General features: G+C 44.2%; 23 protein-coding genes and 2 pseudogenes. 7 read left to right on the plus strand and 18 right to left on the minus strand.

The window, feature by feature from the left end; translation table 11 throughout:
- Positions 1-96: 96 nt before the first annotated feature.
- Positions 97-387 (plus strand): annotated as a pseudogene (locus BLR06_RS05995) (LytTR family DNA-binding domain-containing protein); the annotation flags it as partial.
- Between the two features lie 187 nt (positions 388-574).
- Here BLR06_RS05995 and BLR06_RS06000 read toward each other — a convergent pair.
- From BLR06_RS06000 to BLR06_RS06010, 3 genes are all read right to left on the minus strand, one after another.
- A complete protein-coding gene (locus BLR06_RS06000; protein WP_092069615.1) occupies positions 575-1,789 on the minus strand; it encodes a tRNA nucleotidyltransferase/poly(A) polymerase-related protein in 1,215 nt (404 codons plus the stop codon).
- 21 nt (positions 1,790-1,810) lie between these two features.
- Complete coding sequence (locus BLR06_RS06005; protein WP_092069618.1) at positions 1,811-2,830, minus strand: WYL domain-containing protein; 1,020 nt, start codon at positions 2,828-2,830, stop codon at positions 1,811-1,813.
- Between the two features lie 69 nt (positions 2,831-2,899).
- Complete coding sequence (locus BLR06_RS06010) at positions 2,900-4,147, minus strand: helix-turn-helix transcriptional regulator (RefSeq protein ID WP_092069621.1); 1,248 nt, start codon at positions 4,145-4,147, stop codon at positions 2,900-2,902.
- Between the two features lie 138 nt (positions 4,148-4,285).
- Between BLR06_RS06010 and BLR06_RS20215 the strand changes: the two genes are divergently transcribed.
- The 3 genes from BLR06_RS20215 to BLR06_RS06020 all read left to right on the plus strand — a co-directional run bounded on the left by BLR06_RS20215 (position 4,286) and on the right by BLR06_RS06020 (position 7,167).
- Positions 4,286-4,963, plus strand: coding sequence for an RtcB family protein (locus tag BLR06_RS20215; protein WP_255319471.1), 678 nt, complete (start codon positions 4,286-4,288; stop codon positions 4,961-4,963).
- Position 4,964: 1 nt separating this feature from the next.
- Positions 4,965-5,522, plus strand: coding sequence for an RtcB family protein (locus tag BLR06_RS20220; protein WP_255319472.1), 558 nt, complete (start codon positions 4,965-4,967; stop codon positions 5,520-5,522).
- Positions 5,523-6,057: 535 nt separating this feature from the next.
- The gene (locus tag BLR06_RS06020; protein ID WP_092069624.1) at positions 6,058-7,167 is read left to right on the plus strand and encodes a slipin family protein; all 1,110 of its coding nucleotides are present in this window, start codon (positions 6,058-6,060) and stop codon (positions 7,165-7,167) included.
- 103 nt (positions 7,168-7,270) lie between these two features.
- Here the strand turns inward: BLR06_RS06020 and BLR06_RS06025 are convergent, their stop codons facing one another.
- The 7 genes from BLR06_RS06025 to BLR06_RS20345 form a co-directional block, all read right to left on the minus strand.
- Positions 7,271-8,269: a nucleotidyltransferase domain-containing protein gene (locus tag BLR06_RS06025; protein WP_092069627.1), complete on the minus strand. Its 999-nt coding sequence runs from the start codon at positions 8,267-8,269 to the stop codon at positions 7,271-7,273.
- Between the two features lie 7 nt (positions 8,270-8,276).
- Entirely contained in the window at positions 8,277-9,065 is a 789-nt protein-coding gene (locus BLR06_RS06030) for a nucleotidyltransferase domain-containing protein (RefSeq protein WP_092069630.1), read from the minus strand.
- Between the two features lie 115 nt (positions 9,066-9,180).
- The gene (locus BLR06_RS06035) at positions 9,181-9,750 is read right to left on the minus strand and encodes a winged helix-turn-helix transcriptional regulator (RefSeq protein WP_092069633.1); all 570 of its coding nucleotides are present in this window, start codon (positions 9,748-9,750) and stop codon (positions 9,181-9,183) included.
- A 432-nt stretch (positions 9,751-10,182) separates the two neighbouring features.
- Entirely contained in the window at positions 10,183-11,196 is a 1,014-nt protein-coding gene (locus BLR06_RS06040) for an ABC transporter ATP-binding protein (RefSeq protein ID WP_092069636.1), read from the minus strand.
- Complete coding sequence (locus tag BLR06_RS06045) at positions 11,147-11,995, minus strand: ABC transporter permease (protein ID WP_092069639.1); 849 nt, start codon at positions 11,993-11,995, stop codon at positions 11,147-11,149. Before BLR06_RS06045 ends, BLR06_RS06040 begins: the two co-directional genes overlap by 50 nt.
- Positions 11,985-12,752, minus strand: coding sequence for a hypothetical protein (locus BLR06_RS06050; RefSeq protein WP_092069641.1), 768 nt, complete (start codon positions 12,750-12,752; stop codon positions 11,985-11,987). The genes BLR06_RS06045 and BLR06_RS06050 overlap by 11 nt, the downstream gene beginning before the upstream one ends.
- A 471-nt stretch (positions 12,753-13,223) precedes the next feature.
- Positions 13,224-13,364: a helix-turn-helix domain-containing protein gene (locus tag BLR06_RS20345; protein ID WP_422699818.1), complete on the minus strand. Its 141-nt coding sequence runs from the start codon at positions 13,362-13,364 to the stop codon at positions 13,224-13,226.
- Positions 13,365-13,724: 360 nt separating this feature from the next.
- Between BLR06_RS20345 and BLR06_RS06065 the strand changes: the two genes are divergently transcribed.
- Both BLR06_RS06065 and BLR06_RS06070 read left to right on the plus strand, forming a co-directional pair.
- Positions 13,725-14,420 (plus strand): ABC transporter ATP-binding protein, encoded by a 696-nt coding sequence (locus BLR06_RS06065; protein ID WP_092069647.1) that lies wholly within the window; start codon positions 13,725-13,727, stop codon positions 14,418-14,420.
- Positions 14,404-16,215: an ABC transporter permease gene (locus tag BLR06_RS06070; protein ID WP_092069650.1), complete on the plus strand. Its 1,812-nt coding sequence runs from the start codon at positions 14,404-14,406 to the stop codon at positions 16,213-16,215. Before BLR06_RS06065 ends, BLR06_RS06070 begins: the two co-directional genes overlap by 17 nt.
- Positions 16,216-16,351: 136 nt before the next feature.
- Here BLR06_RS06070 and guaA read toward each other — a convergent pair whose 3' ends face one another.
- The 8 genes from guaA to BLR06_RS06110 form a co-directional block, all read right to left on the minus strand.
- Complete coding sequence (gene guaA, locus BLR06_RS06075; RefSeq protein WP_092069654.1) at positions 16,352-17,893, minus strand: glutamine-hydrolyzing GMP synthase; 1,542 nt, start codon at positions 17,891-17,893, stop codon at positions 16,352-16,354.
- Positions 17,894-17,944: 51 nt separating this feature from the next.
- A complete protein-coding gene (locus tag BLR06_RS06080) occupies positions 17,945-18,769 on the minus strand; it encodes an MTAP family purine nucleoside phosphorylase (protein ID WP_092069938.1) in 825 nt (274 codons plus the stop codon).
- A 10-nt stretch (positions 18,770-18,779) separates the two neighbouring features.
- A complete protein-coding gene (gene mqnC / locus BLR06_RS06085; RefSeq protein WP_092069657.1) occupies positions 18,780-19,829 on the minus strand; it encodes a cyclic dehypoxanthinyl futalosine synthase in 1,050 nt (349 codons plus the stop codon).
- Positions 19,826-20,665 (minus strand): menaquinone biosynthetic enzyme MqnA/MqnD family protein, encoded by an 840-nt coding sequence (locus BLR06_RS06090; protein ID WP_092069660.1) that lies wholly within the window; start codon positions 20,663-20,665, stop codon positions 19,826-19,828. The genes mqnC and BLR06_RS06090 overlap by 4 nt, the downstream gene beginning before the upstream one ends.
- A 1-nt stretch (position 20,666) precedes the next feature.
- Positions 20,667-21,758: an aminofutalosine synthase MqnE gene (gene mqnE, locus BLR06_RS06095; RefSeq protein ID WP_092069663.1), complete on the minus strand. Its 1,092-nt coding sequence runs from the start codon at positions 21,756-21,758 to the stop codon at positions 20,667-20,669.
- Between the two features lie 161 nt (positions 21,759-21,919).
- Positions 21,920-22,660 (minus strand): polysaccharide deacetylase family sporulation protein PdaB, encoded by a 741-nt coding sequence (pdaB, locus tag BLR06_RS06100; protein ID WP_092069666.1) that lies wholly within the window; start codon positions 22,658-22,660, stop codon positions 21,920-21,922.
- Positions 22,661-22,715: 55 nt separating this feature from the next.
- Positions 22,716-23,429 (minus strand): hypothetical protein, encoded by a 714-nt coding sequence (locus BLR06_RS06105; RefSeq protein WP_139164444.1) that lies wholly within the window; start codon positions 23,427-23,429, stop codon positions 22,716-22,718.
- Positions 23,430-23,616: 187 nt separating this feature from the next.
- Complete coding sequence (locus tag BLR06_RS06110; RefSeq protein ID WP_092069672.1) at positions 23,617-25,167, minus strand: ATP-binding protein; 1,551 nt, start codon at positions 25,165-25,167, stop codon at positions 23,617-23,619.
- A 735-nt stretch (positions 25,168-25,902) separates the two neighbouring features.
- Between BLR06_RS06110 and BLR06_RS20225 the strand changes: the two are divergent.
- Positions 25,903-26,447, plus strand: a pseudogene (locus tag BLR06_RS20225) (collagen-like protein); the annotation flags it as partial.

Below are 26,447 nucleotides of genomic sequence, written 5' to 3' on the forward strand. Positions count from 1 at the left end.
ATTTAATATTTCTTAATAGCACAAACCCTCATTACAACAAAAAAACTGCCTAGTGCATAGCACTAAGAATGTTCATCCAATGAGAAAAGCGTCTTTGTCAATGTGCATGATATCATCTTAATTACCCGCAACGAACGTAAAACCACAATCTATACGACCGATGGCCTGACTATTCAGACCAACGATCCTTTGCACTTGTTAGAACAACGCTTGGAAAAATACAAGTTTTTCCGCTGTCACAAAGGGTTTATCATCAATTCCGATATGGTGTTGGAACTGGCCCCCTGGGGAGCCAAAACCTACTTAGTCAAGCTGTCCAACACAACCGAAACCGCGCTGATGACATTAGAACACGCCAGAGAATTTCAAAAACGGTACTGCCTGTAGCGACGACCGTCGAATCTCCCTCACTAAAGCAGGTCATCGGACGCTGGAAAAGCCCGGGATTCTGTCGGCCAAGTGAGCCTACATAAAAACAAGTCTGTCCAAAACCATATGGTATGGTTTTGGACAGACTTGTTTTTCGAACCGGAAACCGGGTATTACAGCAGCCACAGGCATCAGCTCCTTCTTGCTACTTAAGGATGGTTTTAATCTGTTGCTGCCTAATCCAGTCGCCTATTTCTTTCCCTTGCAGCTCACCCGGTGCATCGTTACCCTTTACCGTCTTAATTGCAGCAATATACTCCTCAAAATTCAGTAAACAATCTGGCAGACTTCCATTGTCAACGAGCAGAATATCACTAAATCCTTTATCTCCAATAGGATTTTTCTGTAACGCAAGGATAAAATCAACAATTTTACCTTTTTGTTTTAATTTATTGACACGCATATGATGCTGGATGGTAAACTCTGCGCATGCTATCCACTTATTAGGTAATCCAATATGCTGATCGAACGCCTTTATGGCATCAAGCCCCAACACATCATGCAGATGATGTGTTGGCAATTTTTCCTTTGGCGTCAGTCCCTTGCCAAGATCATGTGCTAATGCTGCAAATCGAACCTCAACTCTGGGGTTGAGCTCCGAGACACGATCTACAACCTCCAAGGTATGATTAAAAGCGTCTCCCTCTGGATGATACCGGACGGGCTGTGTCTGTCCAATTAAAGCATGAATTTGAGGATACGTGATATCCAACAAATTAGCCTGTTGTAATGCTAAGAAAAACAGCGACGGCTTATTCGATTGTAAAGCCTTGTCCAATTCATTAAATAATCGTTCTTTAGGCTCGCTCATTAATTCTTCCCGGCATTCCTTCATCAACGCAATTGTGGATTCATCAATAAAAAAATTAAACTGCGCTGCTTGTCTCGCTGCTCGCAATGCCCGAATTGGATCATCCTTGAAATGTTGTGAAGTTGGAAATATCTTTCGTTCAGCAATGTGCTGCTTACCTTGGAATGGATCAATCAGTTCAAGCGTTTGTAAATCAAAGGCAATACTATTCATTGTTGTATCTCTGCGATATAAATCATCCCTAATATGGATACTTTTATCAAAGGAAACCTCAACCCCCTTATAACCTGCACCCGTTTTACGTTCCTGCCTGGCAAATGCAATTTCACAAGACTCGCCATTGATTTCCAGCAAATATACAGGGAAGGAGTTGCCTACTTTAATTGCTTGTGGAAACAATTTATTAAAGCCCTCTTCGTGCAGACCAGTAATTACATAATCTTTATCTTTAGGAGAAATTCCTCTAATCCAGTCTCTGACCCATCCGCCAACAACATATGCCGCACCATGAATACTATTGATTTTTCTTACAAACTCTTTTTCCAGCATACGTATCCAAACCTTTCCTGACTAATTGTTAACTGAATAGCCTTCTGCAGATGTTCTTTCATCCAGCATCGTAAGCAATTGTTTCTGTTTTGCTATGCGCCCGATCAATTGTTCTTTGAAGTGTTCGGGACCAATCACTTTAATAACAGGCCCAAAAGAAAGCAGGGTTATGAGTAGTTCCATCTCATCGACCTCATAATAATAAATTTTCATTAGACATCTTTTAGTATTTTCATCGTATTCGGAAACACGCTCAAAGTTGGATAATTGGGTAAAGATTCGTTCAAAACCGTTACGCTCATTTGTAATCTCAATCTCTACTGGTAGTGGCATACGAAGGCTTCTAACATAACTAGCAAGATTTTCTGGTCTATGATTATCCATGATTTCCACCGAACGCATCCGGGAAAGATTTAGTTTATAGAGGCTTCTCATTCTACCTTGCCTGACTCGTATCCCGCATAGTCTAAATTTGTCATCCTTAATAGAATACTCTAGCTTATAAGGAGCAAAGTATCCGGAAAGGCGGTTACCTTTGCCACTTTCATAGGTGATGAGAATAATTTTATTATCTTGTATACCCTGCATGATTGATTTAAAAATCAATCTGTATTCCTTGCTTTCGTAGTCATCACCGTCATTGGCCATATCGACCGTTATAAAATGCCGACTATCATACAGAGGTTCAACATTGGAAAGCAGTTCTTCATAAAGCTGATATTGACTTTCATCGATAAACAGCAAAAAGCGTTTATCTTTCACAATTGCTCGCATCCACCGTTTTTGGTACTCCGTCAGTAAAAAGGGGGGATCGCCTTTTAAAACCGGCCTATATCCAGAGGACTCTTCATTCAGTACATAATAGCCTTCCCCATTAACATTTAGTAATTTAGCGGGCAGGGTTAGCGCGGTTTCGGCAAAACCCAACTTAGCAACTATCCCAGCAATATCCTTACTATGCAGACTGCCTACGGAAGCGGCTTTTAGAATTTCACTTATAATATAAAAATACCGGCTATGTATTTCATTAAAAATTCCCAAAACAAAACCGTCCCTTTCGCCTAATCGCACATACCATACAAGTCGTTAACTAATTTGACACGCTCACCGCTATGCATCATACAAGCTTGCCATTCGGTCAATATCGTCAATAAACCGCTGAATGACTGGTTGATTCGATCCTTTGACAGATATAATCCGTCCGATAAAGGTTCGAAGCCAAGGAACCATTTCCATAATGTCAAACACTTCATTCCGGTAGGCAAAGGTATGATCTCCTATTTTTTCAATTGTGCCATTTTTCCCTTCTCTTTTCAGTCTTGCAAGAACATATCCTTCCCTTATCTCATCAATATGAAGAATTACTTCAACTTTCTCCATCTGCGTTTTTTTGCCAAGGGCTACTCCCCATGAAAAAGGCAGCCTGGTTTCAAGTTCTGCTGATTTTGCTTCATACATATCACTTACCTCTAAAATTTCAAGATTTTTAATATAGTCCAAACGATAGGAAAGCAGCCTGCGCATCCTAAGATTATAAGCCAGCAAAAATCTTCGTCCATGCCTTACATTGGTAGCAATTTTTAGCGGAAGCACAGTTTCCACTGAATGGGTCTTAGACCGAGAACTGCAGTTCTCAAAACGTACGCTTTTTTGGCAATCCATTGCATTCGCAATCCTAATCACTACCTCATCATCCAGTGTGTGTGACATGAAGATATGCCGAAAGGAAAACACATCTTCTCTTTTGCCTCTATCCCGTCGAATAAAGTAGCCCAAAACCCCAGCGGGAACAACATTCTCAAAAAGCTGCAAAGCAGATAGAAGGTTGTTTATTACAGAAGGACCGACTTGATCGAACAGGTTTTGATTTATGGAATAGTGCAAAGTTTTACCTTTTTTCTCGGTTCTGAATAAACCAGCAGCAGTATATTCATTGAGCTTATTACGAATTGTCATAACATCCAGCTCATAATCATTAAAACAAGACAGGTACTGCTCACTTAAAAAAACTGTCACATCTTTCGCTGTTAAGCCAGGATTTTCTCTTAGTATATCAGGCAGGCAAAAATGCAATAGACAATCATTCTTAGTAAAAGATTTTGCCTCCCACATGGCAAAGAGAGGATTACTGGAAATATCCGAGGTATCTGTGCTGATATATATATTTTTCCCCCGGGGATTCATTTCCCATTTGATGTATCCAGAAAGATAGCTCTCTATTCTTCGTCTTTCATTGTCGTAGCTTCTACCGCTCTTTCTGGTGTAATCATTTCTACATTTATAACCGTACACAAAAAAATCTCTAGTATAGTCTCTTATTTTATCAAAGTTCTTGATTAATTCCGTAAATCCGGCCATGTCTATCACCCTTACATTTTGGTTGTTTTAATCATATCATCCTAATAATAATTGTCAACGACGCAACGAAGTTCGCAAACTTTTTTTAATGATACCTGATAATTTCCTATGGTAAATTATAGGCAAGGAGATGATTTCATGTATACAATTTATGACAAACAAAAAAATAGCCATCCCATAAAGGTCTGGCTGAGTGATGAGGATATTATAGAAGAAGGATGCTTAGAGCAAGCTACTAACCTATCCAATCTTCCTTTTATACATAAATGGGTCGCCCTAATGCCAGATACACATACTGGAAAAGGTATGCCAATCGGCGGTGTGATTGCTACAGATGGCGTAGTCAGCCCCAATGCTGTCGGTGTGGATATCGGATGCGGCATGGCTTGTATACAAACCAATATTGAAGCTGCATTTCTCAAAAATACCACTACACCTAACGGTTCATTGCTGCAGGGTATCATTGGCGACATCCTGCGAAATATCCCTTTAGGATTCAGACATCATAAGAAGCAGCAAACCTCGTCGACAATAGATACAGCATTATCTAATATAGATAAATACTCTTTTGCAAAAGATCTGATTCCAGAAATAGAGCAGAGCTACTACCAAATCGGCACCTTAGGTGGCGGCAATCATTTCATTGAACTGCAGGAAGATGAAGATGGCATGGCAGCTATTATGCTGCACTCCGGCAGCAGACATCTGGGACACCAAATCTGTAAGTTTTTCCACTCGGTGGCAAGAGAACATAACCAACAATGGTTCTCTCTTGTACCCGACCAACTACCAACTTGCTTTTTTGCCTGTGGATAGTATGGAAGGTCAATCCTATATTGATTGGATGAATTTAGCATTGTCATTTGCTCGGGAAAACAGGGATCGAATGATGAGTGATATAACAAGAATGATAGACGGCTGGGTCATCCGTTCCGGAGGTATACAACCGGAGTATTCCAGCTATATTAACTGCCATCATAATTACGCCGCTATTGAAAATCACTACGGCAAAAATGTCTGGGTTCACAGAAAAGGCGCCATTAGAGTACGTGAAGGCGATACTGGCATTATACCTGGCGCCATGGGCTCTTACAGTTATCTTGTCGAAGGCAAAGGTAATGCGGAAAGTTTTACTTCATGCTCTCATGGCGCAGGACGCCGTATGTCAAGAACCAAAGCCAGGGAAAGTTTCTCTGTCGAAGAAGTAATAACAGATTTGAAAAGCGGTGGTGTTGTTCTTGGTAAAAACAGCAAAGCTGATATCGCAGAAGAATCACGCTATTCCTATAAGGATATTGATACTGTTATTGCAAATGAGCTTGATCTTATCGCACCGGTAAAAAAACTGTGTACGATCGGTGTAGTTAAAGGTTGAAGCCCTTACGATTGGAAGTATATTTTACGATATATTTTACCGTTTACTTTTCATGCTAAGGTTTCAAAAGCCTGGCGGTGCCCGCAGCTCTGCTGCAGGGTATACCGAAGGAACGGTCTGAACTGAAGTGTCGGAGGTTCGACTCCTCCACCGTAGCTGCTACGGTTAACTCAGCGGTAGAGTCTTCATTGGTAAATTCCCTTTGGGAATGGGGTTCGACTCCCCACATGAAAAAGACCTGTTAAGTCTTTCCTTTTTAAACACCTGGATCAAAGGAATTCCCTGCGTATTTCGCGGCTAACCGCAAAGTACGCAGCAGGCTTTGGCTCTGTGATTTTGAGGATACGCATAAGTCAGCTGCGCTCAAGACTGTCAAGAGATCAGGCGTATGCCTATACTCTTTGCATTCTTCGGTACAGTAAGCCTTGATGCTGAATCAAAGTTCCGCTAAAAAGTCTGTGGGGATTCCTGAGAGAAGGGCACAACAATGATATTCATAACTTTTCTCATATTTTTATTCAAAGGAGAATCCATTATGCGAATAACAATTAGAGACCATGAACGGGGCATACTCTTTAAAGATGGTAACTATAGAGGAAAATTAAAACCCGGGAAACATTTTATAATACCATTTTCTCAAACTAAAGTAGAAATTCTGGATATAACCAAACCATTTTACATTGCTGGTTATCATTTAGATCTGTTTTTGCAAGATGCTGATCTATGCAGCGAGCTTATTATTATCAATGTAACAGATAAGGAAATCGCCTTTCATTATGTTGATGATAAATTTCAAGAGGTTCTTAGCACTGGAAAGCATGCTTTTTGGACATCGTTAGAAAAGCATACTTTTACAGTTGTTACAATAAGCAATCCAGAAATTAAAGATCCCATAGACAAGGACCTCCTTGCTCTGCCTCAACTTAAGCCTTACTGTGGAATATATGATATTGAACCACATATGAAGGGCATACTGTTTTTCAATAACATCCTGCAGCGTACCCTTGAACCAGGCAGACATTATTTTTGGCTTGGTTTCAACAAGATCGATATTACTAAGGTGGATATACGCAAACGCGAAATCGAAATTAACGGCCAGGAAATTATGACAGAAGACAAAGTGCCACTGCGGTTTAATTTCGTTTGTCAATATAAAATAGCCGATGCCTTAAAAGTAGTAGTAGAAATGAAAGACTACGAGCAACAACTATACATCCTGCTGCAGCTTATTCTGCGCGAATACGTGGGAACACGTAAGCTTGACGACCTTTTAAAGATGAAACAGGAGATTGCTGCCTATGTATTAAAAGCCCTTCAAGAAAAAGGACAGGATTACGGCGTAGAATTTCTGTTTGCTGGTGTGAAAGATATTATCCTTCCTGGTGAAATTAAGGATATTTTAAATACAGTCCTGATTGCTGAAAAAAAAGCCCTTGCTAACGTGATTACACGCCGGGAGGAAACGGCATCAACCAGAAGTCTGTTAAATACCGCCAAACTGATGGAAGAAAATCAAACCCTCTTCCGTCTTAAGGAACTAGAATTCTTAGAGAAGATCTGCGATAAAATCGGTCATATTTCTTTAACTGGCAATAGCAGTCTGCTTGAACAATTGAATTCACTACTTGCCATTAAGAATCCATGAACTACATAAACACTCATATCCACATAAACCCCCTGTAATTCAATGCGAAATGATACAGGAGGTTTCCTTATTAGATACGATATTTATTACCCTGCTAAAATTGTTAAAGCATTTTTTCATAAATACAGATGAGAAGCTCCTCCGCTGCCTTGTGGTTAGGTTCATCCGGTAGAACCGTATTTTGCGCCGCATATTTGAATTCAGCCTCTAATTTATCAACGGCAGCAAAAATCTCTTCATAGTTAAAATTCCCGCTTCTAATCTCTAAAAGATAATCCCTCTCAGCAGCTCTATAGGTATGTATCCCCTTCCCCTGAAGTATCTCTGAACCTGTAATCAGAAGCCGAATCAGATGCATCGCATGTTTATTCAATTTCAATGCATCTTTCTTTTTATTGCGGTGATTCAATTGGGAATAATCCTTAACTACATTGCTCATCTCTGAGTAAATCGATTTGAAATCCCTCAAAGGATAGTGCTTCAAGTTGATATCCATAAAAATCTCCGCTTCATAATCCTCTTTGTTGGACTTATCGATATACAGGTGAATGTCTTCATTCATAAATTGTTGGTATTTTTGCTTAAAATGATGCATCTGTCCCTGTATACTATTTAACATATGCTGTTCCTTTACTGCTTGGGGATAACTGTCTCGGGCCAGTGCATTTTGAAGCCGTCTTAGCTGGGCAGTGGCATAATTCCCAAAGCTCTGAATCACTCTCTTTGATAGAAATAGGTCTGCATGATCGCGCAGGCATTTGCCTTCCTCGGTTAAAATCAACAGATGATCTTCGCGAGTGCCTAGCATCTCTAAAATATTAGGGTTTCCAGCCAGAGCAAGGTTTATGGTCTTGCGGAGACCATAAATTACCGTATCAGTAACACGGTCTTCAAACTGCTCAAAGTTTGACAGACCTAAAAGTTCTTCTTTTCGTTCTGCAGCAACCCCTCGAATATCAGTGTCGCTGGTTTCCACATGAGTACCATAGGCATATGAACCTCCTGTGGTCAGTAGAATAATTCTATCACCAAGATTCTTGTTCTTTCGCAGGAAATCATATTCTGTGCTATTTATTTTATTTCTGATGTTTTGAATATCCATAACGTCTTCAGCTAGATGTATTTTCTCCAGCCCAAGCCTCCTTTACCATCGTGCAAAACAATGCATCTAATGCTGCTTTTTCTGGATGATCTTTTCTGGGTAAAAAACGAATTTCATCTTCATAATAAGCAATGGTTTCGTTAAAATACTGATATAACTGATGATCGATTGGCTCAATATCGGATTCTGTGCTGATAAGCTTTCGCTCCATCAGACGGTCTATTTCCACCCGAATATCCGCTTCAATTTTTAGGCCAGCCAATAACTTATGAAGCTCCATAGGTGCCATCGTTTGGTATGTATCAATCCATCTGCAGGCCATAAGAGGTCTTAACACATAAAAATACTTCTTAATTCTAACCTGCTTCGTTATAATTATTTCCTGAAATGTCTTTTTTGCCAAGTTTAAATAATGATGGAGCGAAGGCACTGGCAAAAAATATTCCCTGCTCAATGCTCTAAGCTTCTCGGCCAAGGAGTGTTCATCTCTATACACAATAGGTGAACTCAGCCATTCCATGAGTGGTGGATTGGATTTTCGGTATAATCTTAGCGCTTTTCGAATGTCCCAGCCATTAATATCTAAAAGACTATTGATGGGTACCTCTATATAATCCTTGTGATCCTCAATACTAAGATATCCTGATAACGGGCGAATATAAATAAAGCGCACATCATAGTCGCTATCTTTAGAAGCAAATCCCCAACCCCGGCTGCCAGACTCAACAGCATATAAAATTTTAACCCCGTTTTCTGATTCAATCCGGGCTAATTCATCGGTTATTTCCCTAAGCATCTCTTCACCTCAATTGGGTATTCTTCTATCCTGGATTCTTATTACTACAAATATTTTTCTAAATTCCCGTCTTAGGGCAACCAAGCGGATAAGGTAATCTTACACCACAAATATATTAATTTGTAGCCTCTTGTATTCTCCAGCCTTCTAAACTGTAATCATAGACAATGTTTTTGCCAGCCATGCATAGCTCCTCGATATACCGCTTTACAGCGGCCTCACTACGTTTTAACCGCTCTGCCAAATGAACTGTGGAAACACCCGGATGATCTTTAATCGCTTGCAAAATGAAGAACGAAACGGCCATGCTCTTGGCCAAATTCTCTTGTCTTCTGGCCCGGTTATAAGCCTTCTTTAGTATACCGTCTATTTTATCCAGCAACGCTTCAAGACTGTAAAAGATTTGGGCGTTTGTAGTTTTGGTAAGAGCGTCCTGCTTATCCGTTAAGAAAATCTTGGTTGTCGAAGCGCCATCCACCTTTGAAAAAAACGCCCCTAATGCGCCACTCTCGCTTTGGGAGATCGCATCCCGGCGGATAATAGCGGCAAAATACGCTCCGTTGATCAGCTGACTGTTTGATTGCGCCATAGATATGCCGAACCCCGGTTGATGCAAAACACCAACAATTGCTTTTAGCTCCTGTTCTTCAAGGCCAAATGTTAATACAGCTTTGCTCTTTACCATTTCTTTATTACCCTCTCTTTCGCGTTTAGTACGCTTTAAGCCCCTCTGGTTTATTCAAATAATAACATACCCGTCCTTATAAAATAAAGCAGGCACAAAACAAAACTGCCGTGGCCTGTTCCACGGTCAACCTTTAACGAGGCAATCTGAAAGTCAGCTAAGAAAACTAACGCTCAGCAAAAAACAACGCTGTAAGGCCTTGATTTTACAAGGCTTTCCAGGGTTGTTTTGCCCTTTACTCCCACTCGCTCCCTTGGAGCGTAATCTAAACGATATAAAGCCTATCGCGCCACAGTTATTTGGCATACCCGAACTGTTCATCCGTGCAGCTCGGGTATGCCATCCTAGTGTCTTGCCAAAGTTAAATCTTAGTTTATCCAGTATATCTTTTTCCGCACTGCTGCGTTGTCGTCGCCTTACATATGGCCGGTACTATTTCCAACTGGCATACACGCTGGCAATCACCTGTTCAATAGGAGCTTTTTTAATTTCGACATCACAAACCCCATCAAATTCAGATAGGAGCCGCATAAGAGTTTTAATCGGAGTTTGGGCAAGGTCAAGCTCAAACTCATGAACACCATTTTCCGATGACAATAGCGTCGCATTTTGAAGCTCCGGCCTAAATCCGTTTTCCGTAGTCACAACAACGCGAGTCAGATTTCCGGTGATTTTTCTTAATCCGTCAAAGTCGCCATCATAGGCGATCTTGCCATCCGAAATCATTAGAATACGTTGCGCCATTTCCTCAAGGTCATCCATATCATGGCTTGTAACGATGATGGTAACGCCATCCTCACGATTCAGCTTTTTGAGGAAGTCAATCATCTGGCGTTTTGCGACAACGTCAAGTCCAAGTGTTGGCTCATCAAGCAAGATGATTTCAGGTGAATGCAACAGCATCATAGCCAGATCGGCCCGCATGCGTTGTCCGAGACTGAGCTCTCTCGCAAATGTTCTGAGCAGCCCGCCGATATCCAGAAGCTCCGTCACCATGTCAAGATTTTTACGGTACAGCGGCTCTGGAATGTTCCAGACCACCTTTTTCCACTCAAAACTTTGGATTACCGGGTGGTCCCACCAAAGTTCGGTGCGATTGCCAAACAACACGCCCAGCTTTGCCATCAACTCCCTGCGCTGTTTTTGGGGAGACATCGACAGCACAGAGATTTCGCCGGAAGTGGGCAGCAACATACCTGACAATAGTTTCATGGTCGTGCTTTTTCCCGCGCCATTCGGCCCGGCATAAGCGACAAATTCTCCTTTCCGAATACCAAATGATACATCTGAAAGTGCCGCTATCACTTTCTTTTCGGGCTTTATCAGGTTTCTCAAAATACCTTTACCCGAATTGTCTCTTTGCCATTGTGTAAAGTGTTTTGTTACATTGCATAAGCTAACGGCGGAAGCCGTAGGGAACGTATCGGTTAGAGCCTTTTCTGACATAGTAGCTCAGTCCTCTCTTGAAAATACAACTTGCAATAAGCGACAGAATGACCGCATACAGCAGGGGATAGTAGGCGCCGAGCCCCAGCGGGGGCCTGCCTAAGAGGCATAACGACGGGAACCATGCCATCAATCCTTCGGGGAGAATCGTTACTAGTGAAATTTGAACCAACGGCGGCATCCCAGACAACGGGAACGTGCTCATGAACCAGGTTCCCTCTATCGCCGTATAGGAGATTTCTTCAGCGGCTGCGGGCGCATAGAACGCCATGCTTGATACGAGGTAGGCCCGCGCCACAATAACTACCATTGTAATAAGCAGATATGCGGCCAGAGACAATATCCAGCCAACTGAAACCAGCAATTCCAATCTGCTGATCGCGATCATCATCAAAATCACGCCAACAACAAAATTGCTGCCGCCTGTAAATGGCATAAAGCCGCATGTCGCCAATTGTACTTTTATCGGCAAGGGTTGGGTAAACAGGTGTTCAAGCTGTCCTCTCCCGATAATCCTTGAGATATGGATGTTGTTCCCCGAGCCGAACATCATGAAGAGGCCGGTTGTCAACGTGGAATAAGCCATCATAAACAACACTTCATCGGCGCTCATACCGCCGATGCCGCCAAACCGTACTGAGATTAGAAATACGCCGGACACGATAGAGAGGTTGGAAATAATATCTGCGCTAATGATGGCCAAGGCATATTTGCTGTCGCGCAGAAGCCACGCTAAATCCATTTTGGCCGATATGCCAAGCAATTTGATAAGGCGTGCAACCGTAATTTTATCCGCCATAACTCACCATTTCTTCCTGAGATTTTCGAAACGTAACTAGTGCCAGCGGCCAAAGAATGAAATTCCAGATAATCTGTAAGGCAATCGTTTCACCGGCATGAGCCGCCCCTACAAATATTGATAGCGGTGCCCCGCCGAGTGATGCAAAAGGTTGATATTTCATAGCATCTGCAAGTCCAAATGGCAATAGGCTAATCGGAATAACTGTTCCTGAAAAAATTGAAATAATTGCCATGCGTATTCGATAAATCAGCCAGTTCATATTTCTCAGCTTAATAGACAGACAAGCAAATAAAAAATCTACGGCAAAGCCAAGAGAAATACAAAGCAAAAGGCTCAATAGAAAATACGGCGAAGCAGATATTAGATTGACATCTAACAGCGGTGATAGAATAACCATCGGCAGAGAAAACAACAGCAGCATCGGCAGCCAGCCTCCTGCCGTCAAAGCTATAAGCTGGCCGAGCACCGGGAGAGGTCTGCCGTAGAGTTTCAGCAATACTCCTTCGGAAAGCCATCCGGACGCAGGCGTTTTAACAACCAGCATATCTGCCAGAAGAGCGCTGACAACGGTATAGGTGAGCATTTGCTCAAGGGTCATATCAACTTTTGCACCTGATGACATGACCACCTTCCATAAATAGACCAGAGGAATGAGTGTGCATATCTTGATGATGATGTCCGGCAGCAGATAAATAATGCCGCCGTTTGTCTTTTCAAGCGCAGATAACTGCGCGGTTTTCCAATATTTCGTCATATAGGGTTGCTCCTTGCGAGTAGTTTGGGACGCAAAAATGCCCGGGTATCCGTCGGAATACCCGGGCAACTCAAACAGCAACAAACCTGACTAATCAGGCAAGACTATATGAGGCAAGAGGTATTCAACACGGCCAAAATGGGCGCAATTATTCCGTGAAAGTCCAAAACCGGCGCAAATTACCGGCAAAAGGGCGCACTTCACCCATAACGCCGCATTTTTGAATGCGAAGCCTTTGATCCATTCACAATTAGCGTACACGTTCCCTAGGCTTGCAAATAACGTAATATTCATACCTCTCACCACCTTTCATCAACGATTAAAATTATTTTACCATGAACGATAATAAAAGTCAATTAATTCCAGTTTTCGTTCATAAACTCACTGTTGTAGTGTAGTTCCGAAGTCACAGTCCCATAGTCCGGACTACAGGATTGTCCAATTCTGCAAAATTAGTTTCGGCGTTTTTTGCTAAGTGACTAGTTCATAAAAGATTTGCAGGCTTGGATGCTGTTCGCTGTTTTCAATGGGCGTAATATATCGAGGGGCAATGTGCATTTGATCTGCTAACTGATTCCTTGATATTCCCTTGGCTTTTCTTGCTGCTTTTATGTCTTGTCTAAAGCTTTAAAAGCAAATTTGTCGATTTTACGTTTCATCGTTATTTTACCCAATTACATTTTACAGTTCACCTATGTGTTAGATATGATTATACACATCATCTAATTAATGATAATACATCATATCCATGATGTCTGCATATTGATATTGTTCGGCTGTCCGTATATAATTCATGGTGATATCGCTTGCAAACGAAAGGACGGTCAAGTTATGGAATATATTTCTGCTCCTGAAACCGCGAAAAAGTTGGGGATTTTTTTAATTCCTACAAAATCGTAGGATGAGTGTTATATAATAGTAGGATTATCATGATAATCTTTCAATAGCAAGAAAGAAAGTGGTGAATAATCTATGAATTTACTGGAAGTAAAATCAATTTCTAAGACCTATGGTAGTGGTGAAGCTGCTGTACATGCATTAAAGGATATCAGCTTTTCTATTTCGCAAGGTGAATTTGTCGCAATTGTCGGAGAATCCGGCTCCGGCAAGAGTACACTTTTGAATATGATAGGTGCGCTTGATACACCAACCTCTGGCAAGATATTTATTGACAGAAAAGATATTTTTTCCATGAAAGATAGTAGTTTGACGATCTTTCGACGCAGAAATATTGGATTTATTTTCCAGAGTTTTAATCTCATTCCAGAATTGAGTGTTGAACAAAATATCATATTTCCTGTACTGCTTGATTATCAAAAGCCAGATAAAAAGTATCTTGAGGAACTTCTTATGGTGCTCAATTTGAAAGGACGTCGCCATCATTTACCTAGTCAATTATCAGGTGGTCAGCAACAGCGTGTAGCAATCGGACGTGCGCTAATTACAAGACCGTCACTTATTCTGGCTGATGAACCAACGGGGAATCTGGATACGCAAAATAGCAGTGACGTAATTACTTTGCTAAAAGAAGCGGCAAAAAAATATCAGCAGACCATTGTGATGATTACCCATAGCCGAAGTATCGCACAGACCGCAGATCGGATATTGCAAGTGTCCGATGGCGTACTGACCGATTTAGGGGGAATCACAAATGAAAAGCTATCTTAGCTTAATTCCGATTTCTGCAAAAGTACACAGAAGACAGAATCGTATGACGCTTCTTTGTATTATATTTGCCGTATTTTTGGTAACTGCTGTTTTCAGTATGGCAGAAATGGGCGTTAGGATGGAGACCACAAGATTGTTGGACAAGCATGGCAGTTTGACGCTTCAAGAAATGAGTAGCAATGCAACAGTACAGACATTTTATTCTATTGCAGCGGTGTTATTTTTGCTGATTCTGATTGCAGGAGTGCTAATGATTTCAAGCAGCATAAACAGCAATGTCGCCCAAAGGACAAAATTTTTCGGAATGATGCGCTGTATTGGAATGAGTAGACAGCAAATTGTCCGTTTTGTAAGACTGGAAGCTCTTAACTGGTGCAAAACTGCGATTCCGATAGGTGTGATACTTGGAATTGTTATTACATGGGGAATATGCGCTGCGTTGCGTTTTTTCGTCGGTGGAGAGTTTTCTGATATACCTCTTTTTCAAATTAGCACAATCGGTATTCTTAGCGGCATTATTATGGGTGTTGTTACCGTTCTCATTGCTGCCAGTTCTCCAGCAAAACGTGCTGCTAAGGTATCGCCCATCACCGCAGTATCGGGTAATTCAGAAGACACAAATAATATTCAACATGCAGCGCACAGCCGTTTTTTTAAAATTGAAACGGCTCTTGGTATTCATCATGCACTATCAATAAAGAAAAACTTGATGCTTATGACTAGCTCATTTGCACTTAGTATCATTCTTTTTTTGAGTTTTTCCGTTTTCATAGAGTTTATAGGCTACCTTATGCCTCAGTCGTCAAATACTTCTGATATAAACATTTCAAGTAATGACGGTTCAAATTCGATAGACAGTCAGTTGCTTGATGTGATTAGTGGAATGCAAGGGGTAGAGCGTGTTTTTGGTCGTAGGAGCAAATTTGATATTCCGGCAGAATTAAATAAAGGTAATCTTCTGTCGAGTACGATTGATATTATTTCCTATGATGAATTTGATTTAAATTCTCTTATTAAAGATAAGCAACTTAGAAAAGGCAGTGATATTTCGGAAGTTTACGGGGACAGCAATTACGTTCTTACAACTTGGGACAAAGATAGTCCTTTAAAGATAGGCGATAAAATAAGGATTGGCAATGAGGAACTTGAGATTGCAGGTATGCTGAAAAATGATCCTTTCAGTAGCGATGGTAGCACAAATGGTAAAATAACGATTATTACTTCTGGTGAAACTTTTGCCCGTCTAACTGGTCTAACTGATTATTCTCTTATTATGGTACAGACAACGAGAGATGCAACAGACGAGGACGTGGCAGCAATCCGCAAGGTAGTTAGTGAAGAATATGCGTTTAGTGATCGGCGTGACCAGCGTACTACCAGCACATATATCGCATTTTTGTTCTTCGTATATGGATTTTTAGCAATTATTACATTGGTTACTGTGCTCAATATTGTGAACAGTCTTTCGATGAGTGTGTCCTCAAGAATAAAACAGTATGGAGTAATGCGTGCAGTCGGCATGGACGAACACCAGCTAACAAAAATGATTGCTGCTGAAGCATTTACCTACGCCTTATCCGGGTGTATAGTCGGCTGTGTAGTGGGTTTGTCCCTTAGCAAGTTGCTATATGACAATCTTATTACCGCTCACTTCAACTATGCCGTTTGGGATATTCCGGTTATTCCAATAATGATAATAATTCTGTTCGTTTTCGTTGCTGCTAGCGCTGCGATCTATATTCCATCAAAGCGAATTCGGAATATATCGGTATCCGAAACGATAAATCAATTGTAATGTGCTTATTAAAAGGCGCTAAAGAAAAATTAAATACTCTGTATTCTGGCGGACGACGGCAAAAAGAAAAAAGCCGTCGTGAAAATGAAAAAGAGCCGAAAACCCAGTAAACACTGGACTTTCAGCTCTCCTGCAACTATTCCCACTCAATTGTGGACGGCGGTTTGGAGGTTACGTCATAAACCACCCGGTTGACATCCTTTACCTCATTGACAATCCGGCGCGAAATGGCGTCAATGACTTCATAGGGCAGTCTCACCCAGTCGGCGGTCATGCCGTCTTCGCTGGATACTACCCGTAAGCCGACGGTATAAGCATAGGTACGCTCATCACCCATCACTCCGACGCTTTTCATGGCCGGCAGAATGGCGAAAGACTGCCATACCTTGCGGTACAGGTCGGCATTCTTGATTTCCTGATGCACAATAGCATCCGCATCACGCAATATCTCCAGCCGTTCGGCAGTCACCTCGCCGATGATGCGAATAGCCAGTCCCGGTCCGGGAAAAGGCTGACGCCAGACAATATCTTCAGGCATATTGAGTTCACGGGCCAGCGCTCTTACTTCATCCTTAAATAAATCCCGCAGCGGCTCAACCAGCTTAAACTTCATATCCTCCGGCAGCCCGCCGACATTATGATGGCTTTTGATTACGGCTGCGGTCGCAGTGCCGCTTTCAACCACATCCGGATACAGTGTGCCCTGAACCAAAAAGTCAATCTCGCCAAGCTTTGAGGCCTCGGCCTCAAATACCCGGATAAATTCATTGCCAATGATTTTGCGCTTTTCCTCCGGATCGGTTACTCCGGCCATTCGGTCCATAAAGCGGTCAACCACATCGGCATAAACCAGATTCATTTTAAACCCGTCCCGGAAAGTTCTCACCACTTGTTCAGGCTCGCCTTTGCGCAAAAAGCCATGGTTTACAAAAACACAGGTCAGTTGATCGCCAATTGCCCGGTGAACCAAAACAGCGGCAACCGAGGAGTCAATGCCGCCGCTTAAAGCGCACAACACCCGCTTATCGCCCACCTGCTCGCGGATGGCCTGAACCGCCTGATCGACAAACGATCCCATGTTCCAGTCACCGCTGCAGCCGCAGACATTAAACAGGAAATTGCGCAGCATCTTCATGCCTTCCGTTGTATGTACAACCTCCGGATGGAATTGCACGCCATAAATCCGGCGCTGTTCGTTAGCCATGGCAGCCACCGGCGCACCGGCGGTATGGGCGGTAACGGCAAAGCCGGCCGGAGGCGTATGGATATGATCGCCATGACTCATCAGAACCTGAGTTTCCCGGCCGATCTCGGCGAAAATCCCCTCATTGCGGTCTACAAACAATTTGGTGTTTCCATATTCGCGTGACTTGGCATGCGCAACCTCTCCCCCCAGCGCCAGCGCAGTCAGTTGCATGCCGTAACAGATTCCCAGCACTGGAATGCCAAGCTCAAATATCCTGACATCACATTTTGGCGCATTTTCACTGTGCACGCTGGAAGGCCCGCCCGAAAATACAATTCCCTTGGGCCCAAGAGCCTTAATTTGATCAACCGGCTTATTATACGGCACAATTTCGCAAAAAACGCCGCATTCACGGATTCTTCTGGCAATCAGCTGACTGTATTGCCCGCCAAAATCCATAATTAAAATAGTCTCATTTTGCTTGGTTTCCATGCAGAGATATCCCCCTTGGTAAAACTAATGTCGACACTATACCACATAATTCTACTTATTGTAAATAGTTTTGAGCAGAGTTTCTTTGCGTAACTGGCGGCAGCTGCATTCGCCTGTGGCTGACAGCGACCTGATGGTATCCAAAATAATTCTGCTGATCATTGGCGCATCATCATAAAAAATATCCTTGAGCTCCTGATGAGACCATTCCTTAACAACGCCTTCGCCATAATTCACCACATAATACAATCCGGCAAAACAAGCGCCGATTTCCCGGGCTAAATAAACCTCAGGACAAATACTCTGCCCCACAATATCGGCATGGCCCTTCATCATGCTGATCTCCGCCGGACTCTCAAAATGGCGGCCCTCGGTAACTGCATAAATGCCGCGGCTAAAAATACGTCCCTGATAGTGCCTGCGCGTTGTTTCGATAAGTCCGTCCCGAACCTCGGGACACAGTGCGTCCCTCATCACCAACAGATATTTTCCTTCCAGCCCCACATCCTTACGCAGAGAAAAATCCAAATAGTCATTTGGTATAACAAAATCACGCGTATCCAGTAGATGGTTAACCGTGCCTACACCGCCTTCGGCAATAATGCGCTTAACGCCGGCTTCCCGCAATGCCCAGAAAACCTGCCGCGAAGCATCGGCCCGGCTGACATCGCTGCGCCAGCCGTGCATCTTGCAGGTCAGCACCTGCCGGTCATCCACCGTAAACAGACGAAACGCCGGGCTGAGCCCATAGGGAGTTTCAAATTCCAGGTCATCATAGAGAATTTTAACCCCCGGATCATCAGCCCCCAGCGGAAAATCACTGGATAAGGTTCCCGAGCCGCCAATGACGGCAAATTCTGTTTTCAGTAAATTCATTTTATCCGCCTCACTCATTTTGGTTCAATCCTGCAAATCTTTTGATAATCCTGTACCGTGAATCCCGCTGCGCCGGAATTTTGCCGGCCGCCGCTATCATTCCGGTCATTTTATCAATCGACATCCGGTAAGCTGTACCGGCTGCCCGGACAACGTTCTCCTCCAGCATAATGCTGCCCAGATCGTTGGCGCCAAAGGCCAGGGTCAGCTGCCCGACCGTTTGGCCCTGGGTTACCCAAGAGCCTTGAATGTGCCGGATGTTATCCAGATATAACCGGGTCATGGCCAAAGTTCGGAGATAATCCCAGGAAGACGTTTTCTCACCGCCCAGCTCGGTATTGCCAGGCTGAAAAGTCCAGGTGATAAAAGCCCGGAAGCCGCCGGTTTTCTCCTGCAGGTTCCGTATCTTCTCCAGATGCTCCAGCCGGTGGGCCAGCGTTTCACCCATACCGATCACCATTGTCGCTGTGCTTTCCAGTCCGACGGCATGGGCAGCTTCCATTACCGCCAGCCAGTCGCCGGCGCTGATCTTTTTCGGGCTTACCCTCTGCCGGACTTCGTCCACCAGTATTTCCGCCCCGCCGCCCGGCAGGGAATCCAGCCCGGCTGCTTTCAGCCTGATCAGGGTTTCCCGGACGGTCAGCCCGGCCTGCCGGGCCATATGCAGGACTTCCGCCGGCGAGAAAGAATGGATGGTGATCGAATAGTTCGCTTTAATTAAACGTAATAAATCCAGATAATAGTCCAGACCAAGCCCAGGGTGCAGACCGCCCTGCAGCATGACCTGCGTGCCCCCGGCGGCAATTGTTTCCTGCAGTTTGTCCAGGATAACGGCATTCGCCAAAACATAGGCCTCCCGGTCATCTTTCCGGCGAAAGAAAGCGCAAAACCGGCACTCGCTCGAGCAAATATTGGTATAGTTGATATTGCGGTCAATAACAAACGTAACCAGCCCGCCGGGATGTATTCTGGTTCGAACCGCATCGGCCTTCCGGCCAAGTTCCAGGATATCGGCCTGTTCCAGCATGGTTAAGGCCTGCGGCGTTGACAAACGGTTCATCGTAAGACCTCCGCGAAGGCAATTTCCGGCGCCTGCTCAAGCAAGCCAATATGATAAGCCCGCTGATAGAAACTGAGCAGCGCCTGTTGATGGGCGGGGGTTAACGACCAGTTTAAGAGTTTTAAATAGGTGCTGATCTGGTCGCAGCTAAAAGGCAGCTTGTCCGCAAAAGCGGCAACGGCCTGATCGATATTCGCCAAACCATGCCGGAAACCGCCGGTCACCCGTTCATAAACAGTCTGCAAAAGCTCCGGCTGCGTCCGGGCGAAACGCCGCCTCACCACCCAAACCGCATAAACCATTGGCAAACCAGTCAGCTGCTTCCATTCAGCCCCGATATCGTAATAAAATAAACCCTGCTGCCGGTTATGGTAGTTAAACAGCGCATCGTCACCGATAAATAAAACGGCATCGGCGTCAGCCAGCGCCTCTTCAGCAGTGGAGGCTTCGGTAATATAACAGCCGGGAACAGCCTGATAAGCATCATGCAATACAATTTTAAGCAGGCAATGAGAAGTTTCCGATTTTGCCGTTAAAGCCACACTGGCCTGATTCAACTCGGCAATCGGCTTTTTTGAGACCAGCAGTATGCTCCGCAAGGCCCCCTCAGCGCTAATGGATACATCAGGCATAATCAGAAATTTCTCGCTGTGCTGGGCATACACGATGGATGACACCGGGCTGACGTCAAGCTGCCCCTGAACAATAAGCCTGTTTAATTTTGCCGGAACATCCGCATAGATATCCAGCCCCTCGTCATATCCCCCGTAGAGCAAACTATAGGATAATGGCAAACAGTTGATGAATTTAATATGTCCTAACCGCGACTTTTCCATGTTAATATTCCGCCTGTCTTGGCAGCGGGCGATAAAAGGTATCCCGCTCTACCGGAGTATAGCCTGTTTCTTCGACCAGGCTGATGATGTTGGCTTTAGTAATCCCTTTGCCGGTTTTTGCACCGGCAGCATGAATGATTTTTTCCTCAACCACAGTACCGTCCAGATCATCCACGCCAAAAGCCAAAGACAACTGGGCAACCGGTAATGTCAGCATCATCCAGAAAGCCTTGATATGATCAAAATTATCTAAAATCAGCCGGGCCAGGGCAATCATTTTTAAATCTTCCCACACGGTCACTCTGTTTAAGCCGGCAAGGCCGGTATTGGCCGGATGAAACGGGAAGGCCACGAAAGCCTGAAAGCCGCCGGTCTCGTCCTGAATGTCCCGCAAAGTCAATAAATGCCTGAGCCGCTGCTCAATTGTCTCAACATGACCGTACAGCATAGTTGCATTTGTCGGAATTCCCAAACGGTGCGCAGTGGTAATCACCTCAATCCACTGCCTGGTTGTGGCTTTATCCGGGCAAATGACCCTGCGTACTTCATCGTCTAAAATTTCAGCGCCGCCGCCTGGCAGGGAATCCAGCCCTGCATCCTTAAGCTCCGCTAATACCCGCTCAACACTCAGACCGGAAATGTTGGCAAAATGGACGATCTCCACCGGGGTAAACGCTTTGACATGCACCTTCGGCAGACAGGCTTTAACGGTTTTTACAATACTAAGATAATAGTCAAACGGCTTATCGGGATGTAAAGCGCTGACCATATGAATCTCCGTCAAATCGGGCGTAGTCTGAGCAATTTCCTGAACAATCCCGGCCACGTCGGCCTGTTCCAGAACATACGCCTGCTGCTGATCAGGCTGACAGCCAAAAGCACACAGGGGACAGCCGGAAACGCAAATATTCGTCAAATTGATGTGACGGTTGACATTAAAGTAAATATCCTGTCCGGATTTTCGCTCTTTTGCCGCTCTGGCCCACTGAGCCAATTGCAATAAATTATTGTCGTAATATAAGGCTAAGGCCTCAGCCAGGTCGATTCGTTCTCCGGCTTGCGCCTTCTTTGCCGCTGCAGCTAAAATTGACATCATTTTCGTCACCTCAAGTTGACAACAGAATCCTGACAGATTTCAAGATATTTTGTCACAAATTAAACTTTACTTATTTCGGTATGAGTATTTTCTTTTCCTGCCGCAATGAAATAGAGATTACCTCATCATCACGAAGTAATCTCATCGTAAACCAAAGCTTAGTGCCGCTGGATGCCTTTGTCGGCATATTTGGTTAAAAGTTCCCCGACAGTAACAATTTGATACCCTTCCGACTTGATCTTTTCAATTAAAATCGGCAGAGCTTCAGCGGTTTGCACCGGCGTGTCTGATGCATGCAGCAGAATAATTGCGCCCGGCTTAAGCCGCTTGGCCACCCGCTCCACAATAACGTCACGGCCAGGATTTTTCCAGTCAAGCGAATCCACATTCCAGATAATTGTTTTATAACCCAGTTCATCGGTGGTCTTTAAGGATTGCTGGCTGTAGTGGCCGTTGGGCGGACGCAGCAGCTTAGGTTCGACCCCGGTCACCTCTTTAATCTGCGCATGCGCCTTTTCGATATCGCTCTTCACCCACTCGGCCGTCTTGTCGCCGTAGTTTTCATGCCGGTAGCCGTGGCTGGCAATTTCATGCCCGTCCTTGGCCATCCGCTGCGCCACCTCAGGATACTTCTGCGCCCACGGCCCCATAATAAAAAAGGTCACTTTCAGATTATTTGTCTGCAATGTATCAAGAATTGACGGCGTAAACTTATTGCCCCAGGAATGATCAAAAGTCAATGCTACCACTTTCTGGTCGGTCCTAACCCCGGCAATCGCAATCGGTCCGTCGGCAATTACGTCCGCCACCTGAATATATGTTGCACTGATTGCCAACAAACCGATAACACTGTAAAACAAATTACGGTGCTGCAACAGACTGCGTAAATTGATAATCACAGCTTCATCCCCCTCCCGCAAAACTACATTAGTATCTATGCGGGAAGTAAGAAAATTATGAGATGCGAATGTAAGGATATTTTTTTATTGCATAAATAATCAACTTGTCAGAAACAGTATAAGCCAGCCGAAGCGTAATAATGGTCGTTGCCGCGGTAATCCACCACAGCCACTGGGTTTTCCGCACTTCCAAGGGAATAAGCAGTGCAGCGGTCAATACCACCAGGGCACAGGACAGCGTGAGCGGAATGCCTGTCTGAATCAGGCCAAAGCCCCAACGCGAATGCATCATTGTCGTCCAACTGTCGCGCTTGCTTTCAAACAATTCCAGGACATCAAAATAACGGTCTTCAGCCCATTGCTGATCATCACTGTTCACAACCAGTTTGCCGCTCGGCGGGGCAAAATTACGAAAAGCCAGCGCGATCACCCCGTGATCAGGAATTTCGGCTGTAATGGTCAGGCTGTCAATACGCGGCAGAGTCTGCAGCAAACGGATCAATTCCTCCCAGTCTGTAATCGCCTGCTTGGGACGCTCTTCCTGCTTGCCCAGCAGATCACCGCCCACACCAACTTCGGCGTGCCATAAGAATTCGCCGTCACGATGAAAAACCTCCCATAACCGGGTCAACAGCTCCCGGTCTAATTTACAAGCCGGCAGCCGCCCCTTCATTTTTGGTTCAACCTTGCCTGGCTGCTCTTTGTTCATCCCCAACACATTTAAGCCCCCTAGCTGCTCAATATTCCCCGAACCCTCAGTTGTCCACAAGTCAATGCATCCCGGGGCAGCCGTTTCTCCGCGTAATTCCCCCGGAAAAAGGTATCGGATTGAACCTTGCTCAACCCCTGACTAACTTATGTCAATTCTATAGTTCGCCGCAGACTACCAAACCCCCTGCCAGTATCCTGAATTGGTATAAGCATCCCGTCTGCCTGAATTCCAAGTGTATTCACCGTCAGCTGCGCGGCAATGTTACAATCACCGCTGTTCCCCGGCCAATTTCAGACCGGATTTCCACAGATCCTTTGTGGCGGTCAACAATACTTTGACAAACGGCAAGACCTAAACCGGTGCCGTTATCTTTCGTTGTGAAAAAGGGATCAAAAATTTTATTCAGATGCTGGCTGTCAATGCCGCAGCCGCTGTCGGAGGTTATTAATTCTACCTTGTCGTCATGCACATGTGTTTCAATGCCCAGCCTCCGGCAGTCTGCTTTCATCGCTTCAATGGCATTGCGCACCAGATTTAAAATCAATTGTTTAATCTCTTTTTCATTCAGCAGCAGCTCCGGCATGTCATCAGCCAGAACAAGCTTAACTTCAATGTCATTTTTGGTGGCATCCGCCATAATGAGCGGGTAAATACTGTTGATAATTTCATTTAAATTGCTGCTTTCCTTTTCCACCAATTTATCTTTGGCTAACGATAAAAAGTCGGTAACAATGGCATTGATACGGTTCAGTTCCTCCATGATGATATCATATTTTTCCTGCAAGCCATCCTCCGCCCGCCCTGACAGCATTTGCAAATATCCCATCACCACAGTCATCGGATTTCTAATTTCATGAGCCACGCCGGCCGCCATTTCGCCAATAAGATTAAGACGGTCCAGACGCGCCAGTTCTTTACGCAGCTTCTCCACTTCAGTTATATCCTGATAAAAGGCCACCGCTCCCAAAATAACGCCGGTATCCTTCTCTCTGGTTGGAAAGGCGCTGATCAGATAATGCCGGTCATTATACTCAAACAGGCCGGACTTAATTTCTTCGCCGTTTAACGCTCTGGCGATCAAAGCCCCGCCGCAGGTATCGTTGTGCAGTTTCAGCGATGTCCGGTACAATTTCGGACCCTTAAAGCTATCGCTGATATGGGGCAGCAGTTCAATTGCCGCCTGATTGATAGCCGTAATAAACCCATCGCCGTCCACCGTCAGAATGGCCATCGGCGCGGCATCAGTTAACTGCTGGAGACGCTGATTCTCATGTAAATACTGCAAAGTAAGCTGTTGCTGAACAGTCTCGGATTCTTTATGCTGGGTCACGTCGCGAATGACGCAAAAAACCGCATCCACATTCAGGGTTTTACCCAATACCGGATTTAAATAATACTCCATATACCTGATGCCATAAGGAAACTGAACCTTAGCGACATTTGTCACTGAAGTCCCCAGTAAAAAAGCCGTCTTTAAATGAGCCTCAAATGGTACCATGACTTCACGAGGCAAGCCCAGCTCCCGCCAGTTTTTTCCGATCACATCCAATTGCTTCAATCCCAGCAATTGCGCTCCGGCTATGCTGGCATAGGTGAAGGTGGCATTCCGGTCAATGATGAACGAGCATTCATTGCTCATGGAAACGATTGCGCCAAATACGCGGGACTGTCTTTTGATGGCCTTGGTTAAAGCCGATAACTCTGTTTCAATAATCTTACGGTCAGACAGTAAAGTTTCAAGCTGCTTATCTACATTTTTTAGTTTTTCAATATAATCCTGAATCAATTCAAGCATTACTTAACCCCTCTCGGATCCACCAACCAATGAAAGAACACGGTTGTGAGCCACCGTGTTTGGATATTTGTCTATGATTATTCAATAACTTATTCTTGTACTTTTTGGCAAAATCCTGCCCCGCCGGCTTAGAGAGCCAGGCTTAAAAACAAAAAAAGGCAAAAAAAATCCTCTTTGCAGAGGTTCCCGAAGGGTAAGAAAAACAAATAAAAGGAGTGTTTGTTTGCAAGAAAACCCAGTGGACATTAAACGTCCCGCCAGAACATTTAATGTCCTTATACAGTATATTCGTTGTCTGTGAGCAAATTCCTGCTGAATATTCAGTTAATTTAGAAAAAATCAAAAAATTTATTTAAATATAAAAAGCAGTTGATTTTAGGCAAAAAAAAGAGCCCCAAGAGGGGGGCATAAGAAACAAATAATGATCCACAACTAGTAAAAGAGAGTTACTATGTTTAAATTTTAACATAATCTCATCGGAAATAGCCAATTTTGTTATTTGTTTTAATCATAACTTAACTTACAAAATATTTTCAACTTAATTAAGCCTGCCTAATTTCTTGCACTGCAATTTTTTTCTTCAAAACACTATCCACCCTTCTTCCTGAATGGCTGGCGTCAATTGTACGAAAAAGCCGGAACCGGGCTATCAGCTGACCTGCAATAAGCATTAACCAAATTAGTCTAATAACATAAGATAATATGTAAACAATATGAAAAGAAAGGACTTTCGGAATGAGTATATCATTACAACTAGAACGTTTAACATCCGGTATGATCGCACAAAACGCCAATGTGGTCTTTGATTCAACAACTATTTCAAACGGCACGATCAGCTATGACAGCACGACCGGGATTATCACCCTGCAGGCTGCGGGCCGATATCAATTTACCTGGTGGGTTGCTACGCAGTCCACCCTTTCCTTCATTGGAACAGGCTTTGCGCTGATTTCATCCCAGGGCGATTCCATCATCGCCAATTCACCCATTAAAACAGGAGAAGTAGTCGGAATTGGCATCATTGAGATCACTGCAGCACCGGTTACTGTAGAATTAAGAAACAACAGCGATGCAGCGATTTCATATTCATCCATTGTGCCGGTCAAAGCCTCCTTGCTGGTGATTGGGCAAGACGATATAGATATAGCCGGCCCGACTGGCCCTACCGGAGCGCAAGGTAACACCGGCCCGACCGGCCTACAGGGCGACACCGGGGCCACTGGCGCCCAGGGCGATGTCGGGCCTACTGGGCCTCAGGGCGACACCGGCTCCACTGGCGC

It is taken from the genome of Dendrosporobacter quercicolus (assembly GCF_900104455.1).
Taxonomy (GTDB): domain Bacteria; phylum Bacillota; class Negativicutes; order DSM-1736; family Dendrosporobacteraceae; genus Dendrosporobacter; species Dendrosporobacter quercicolus.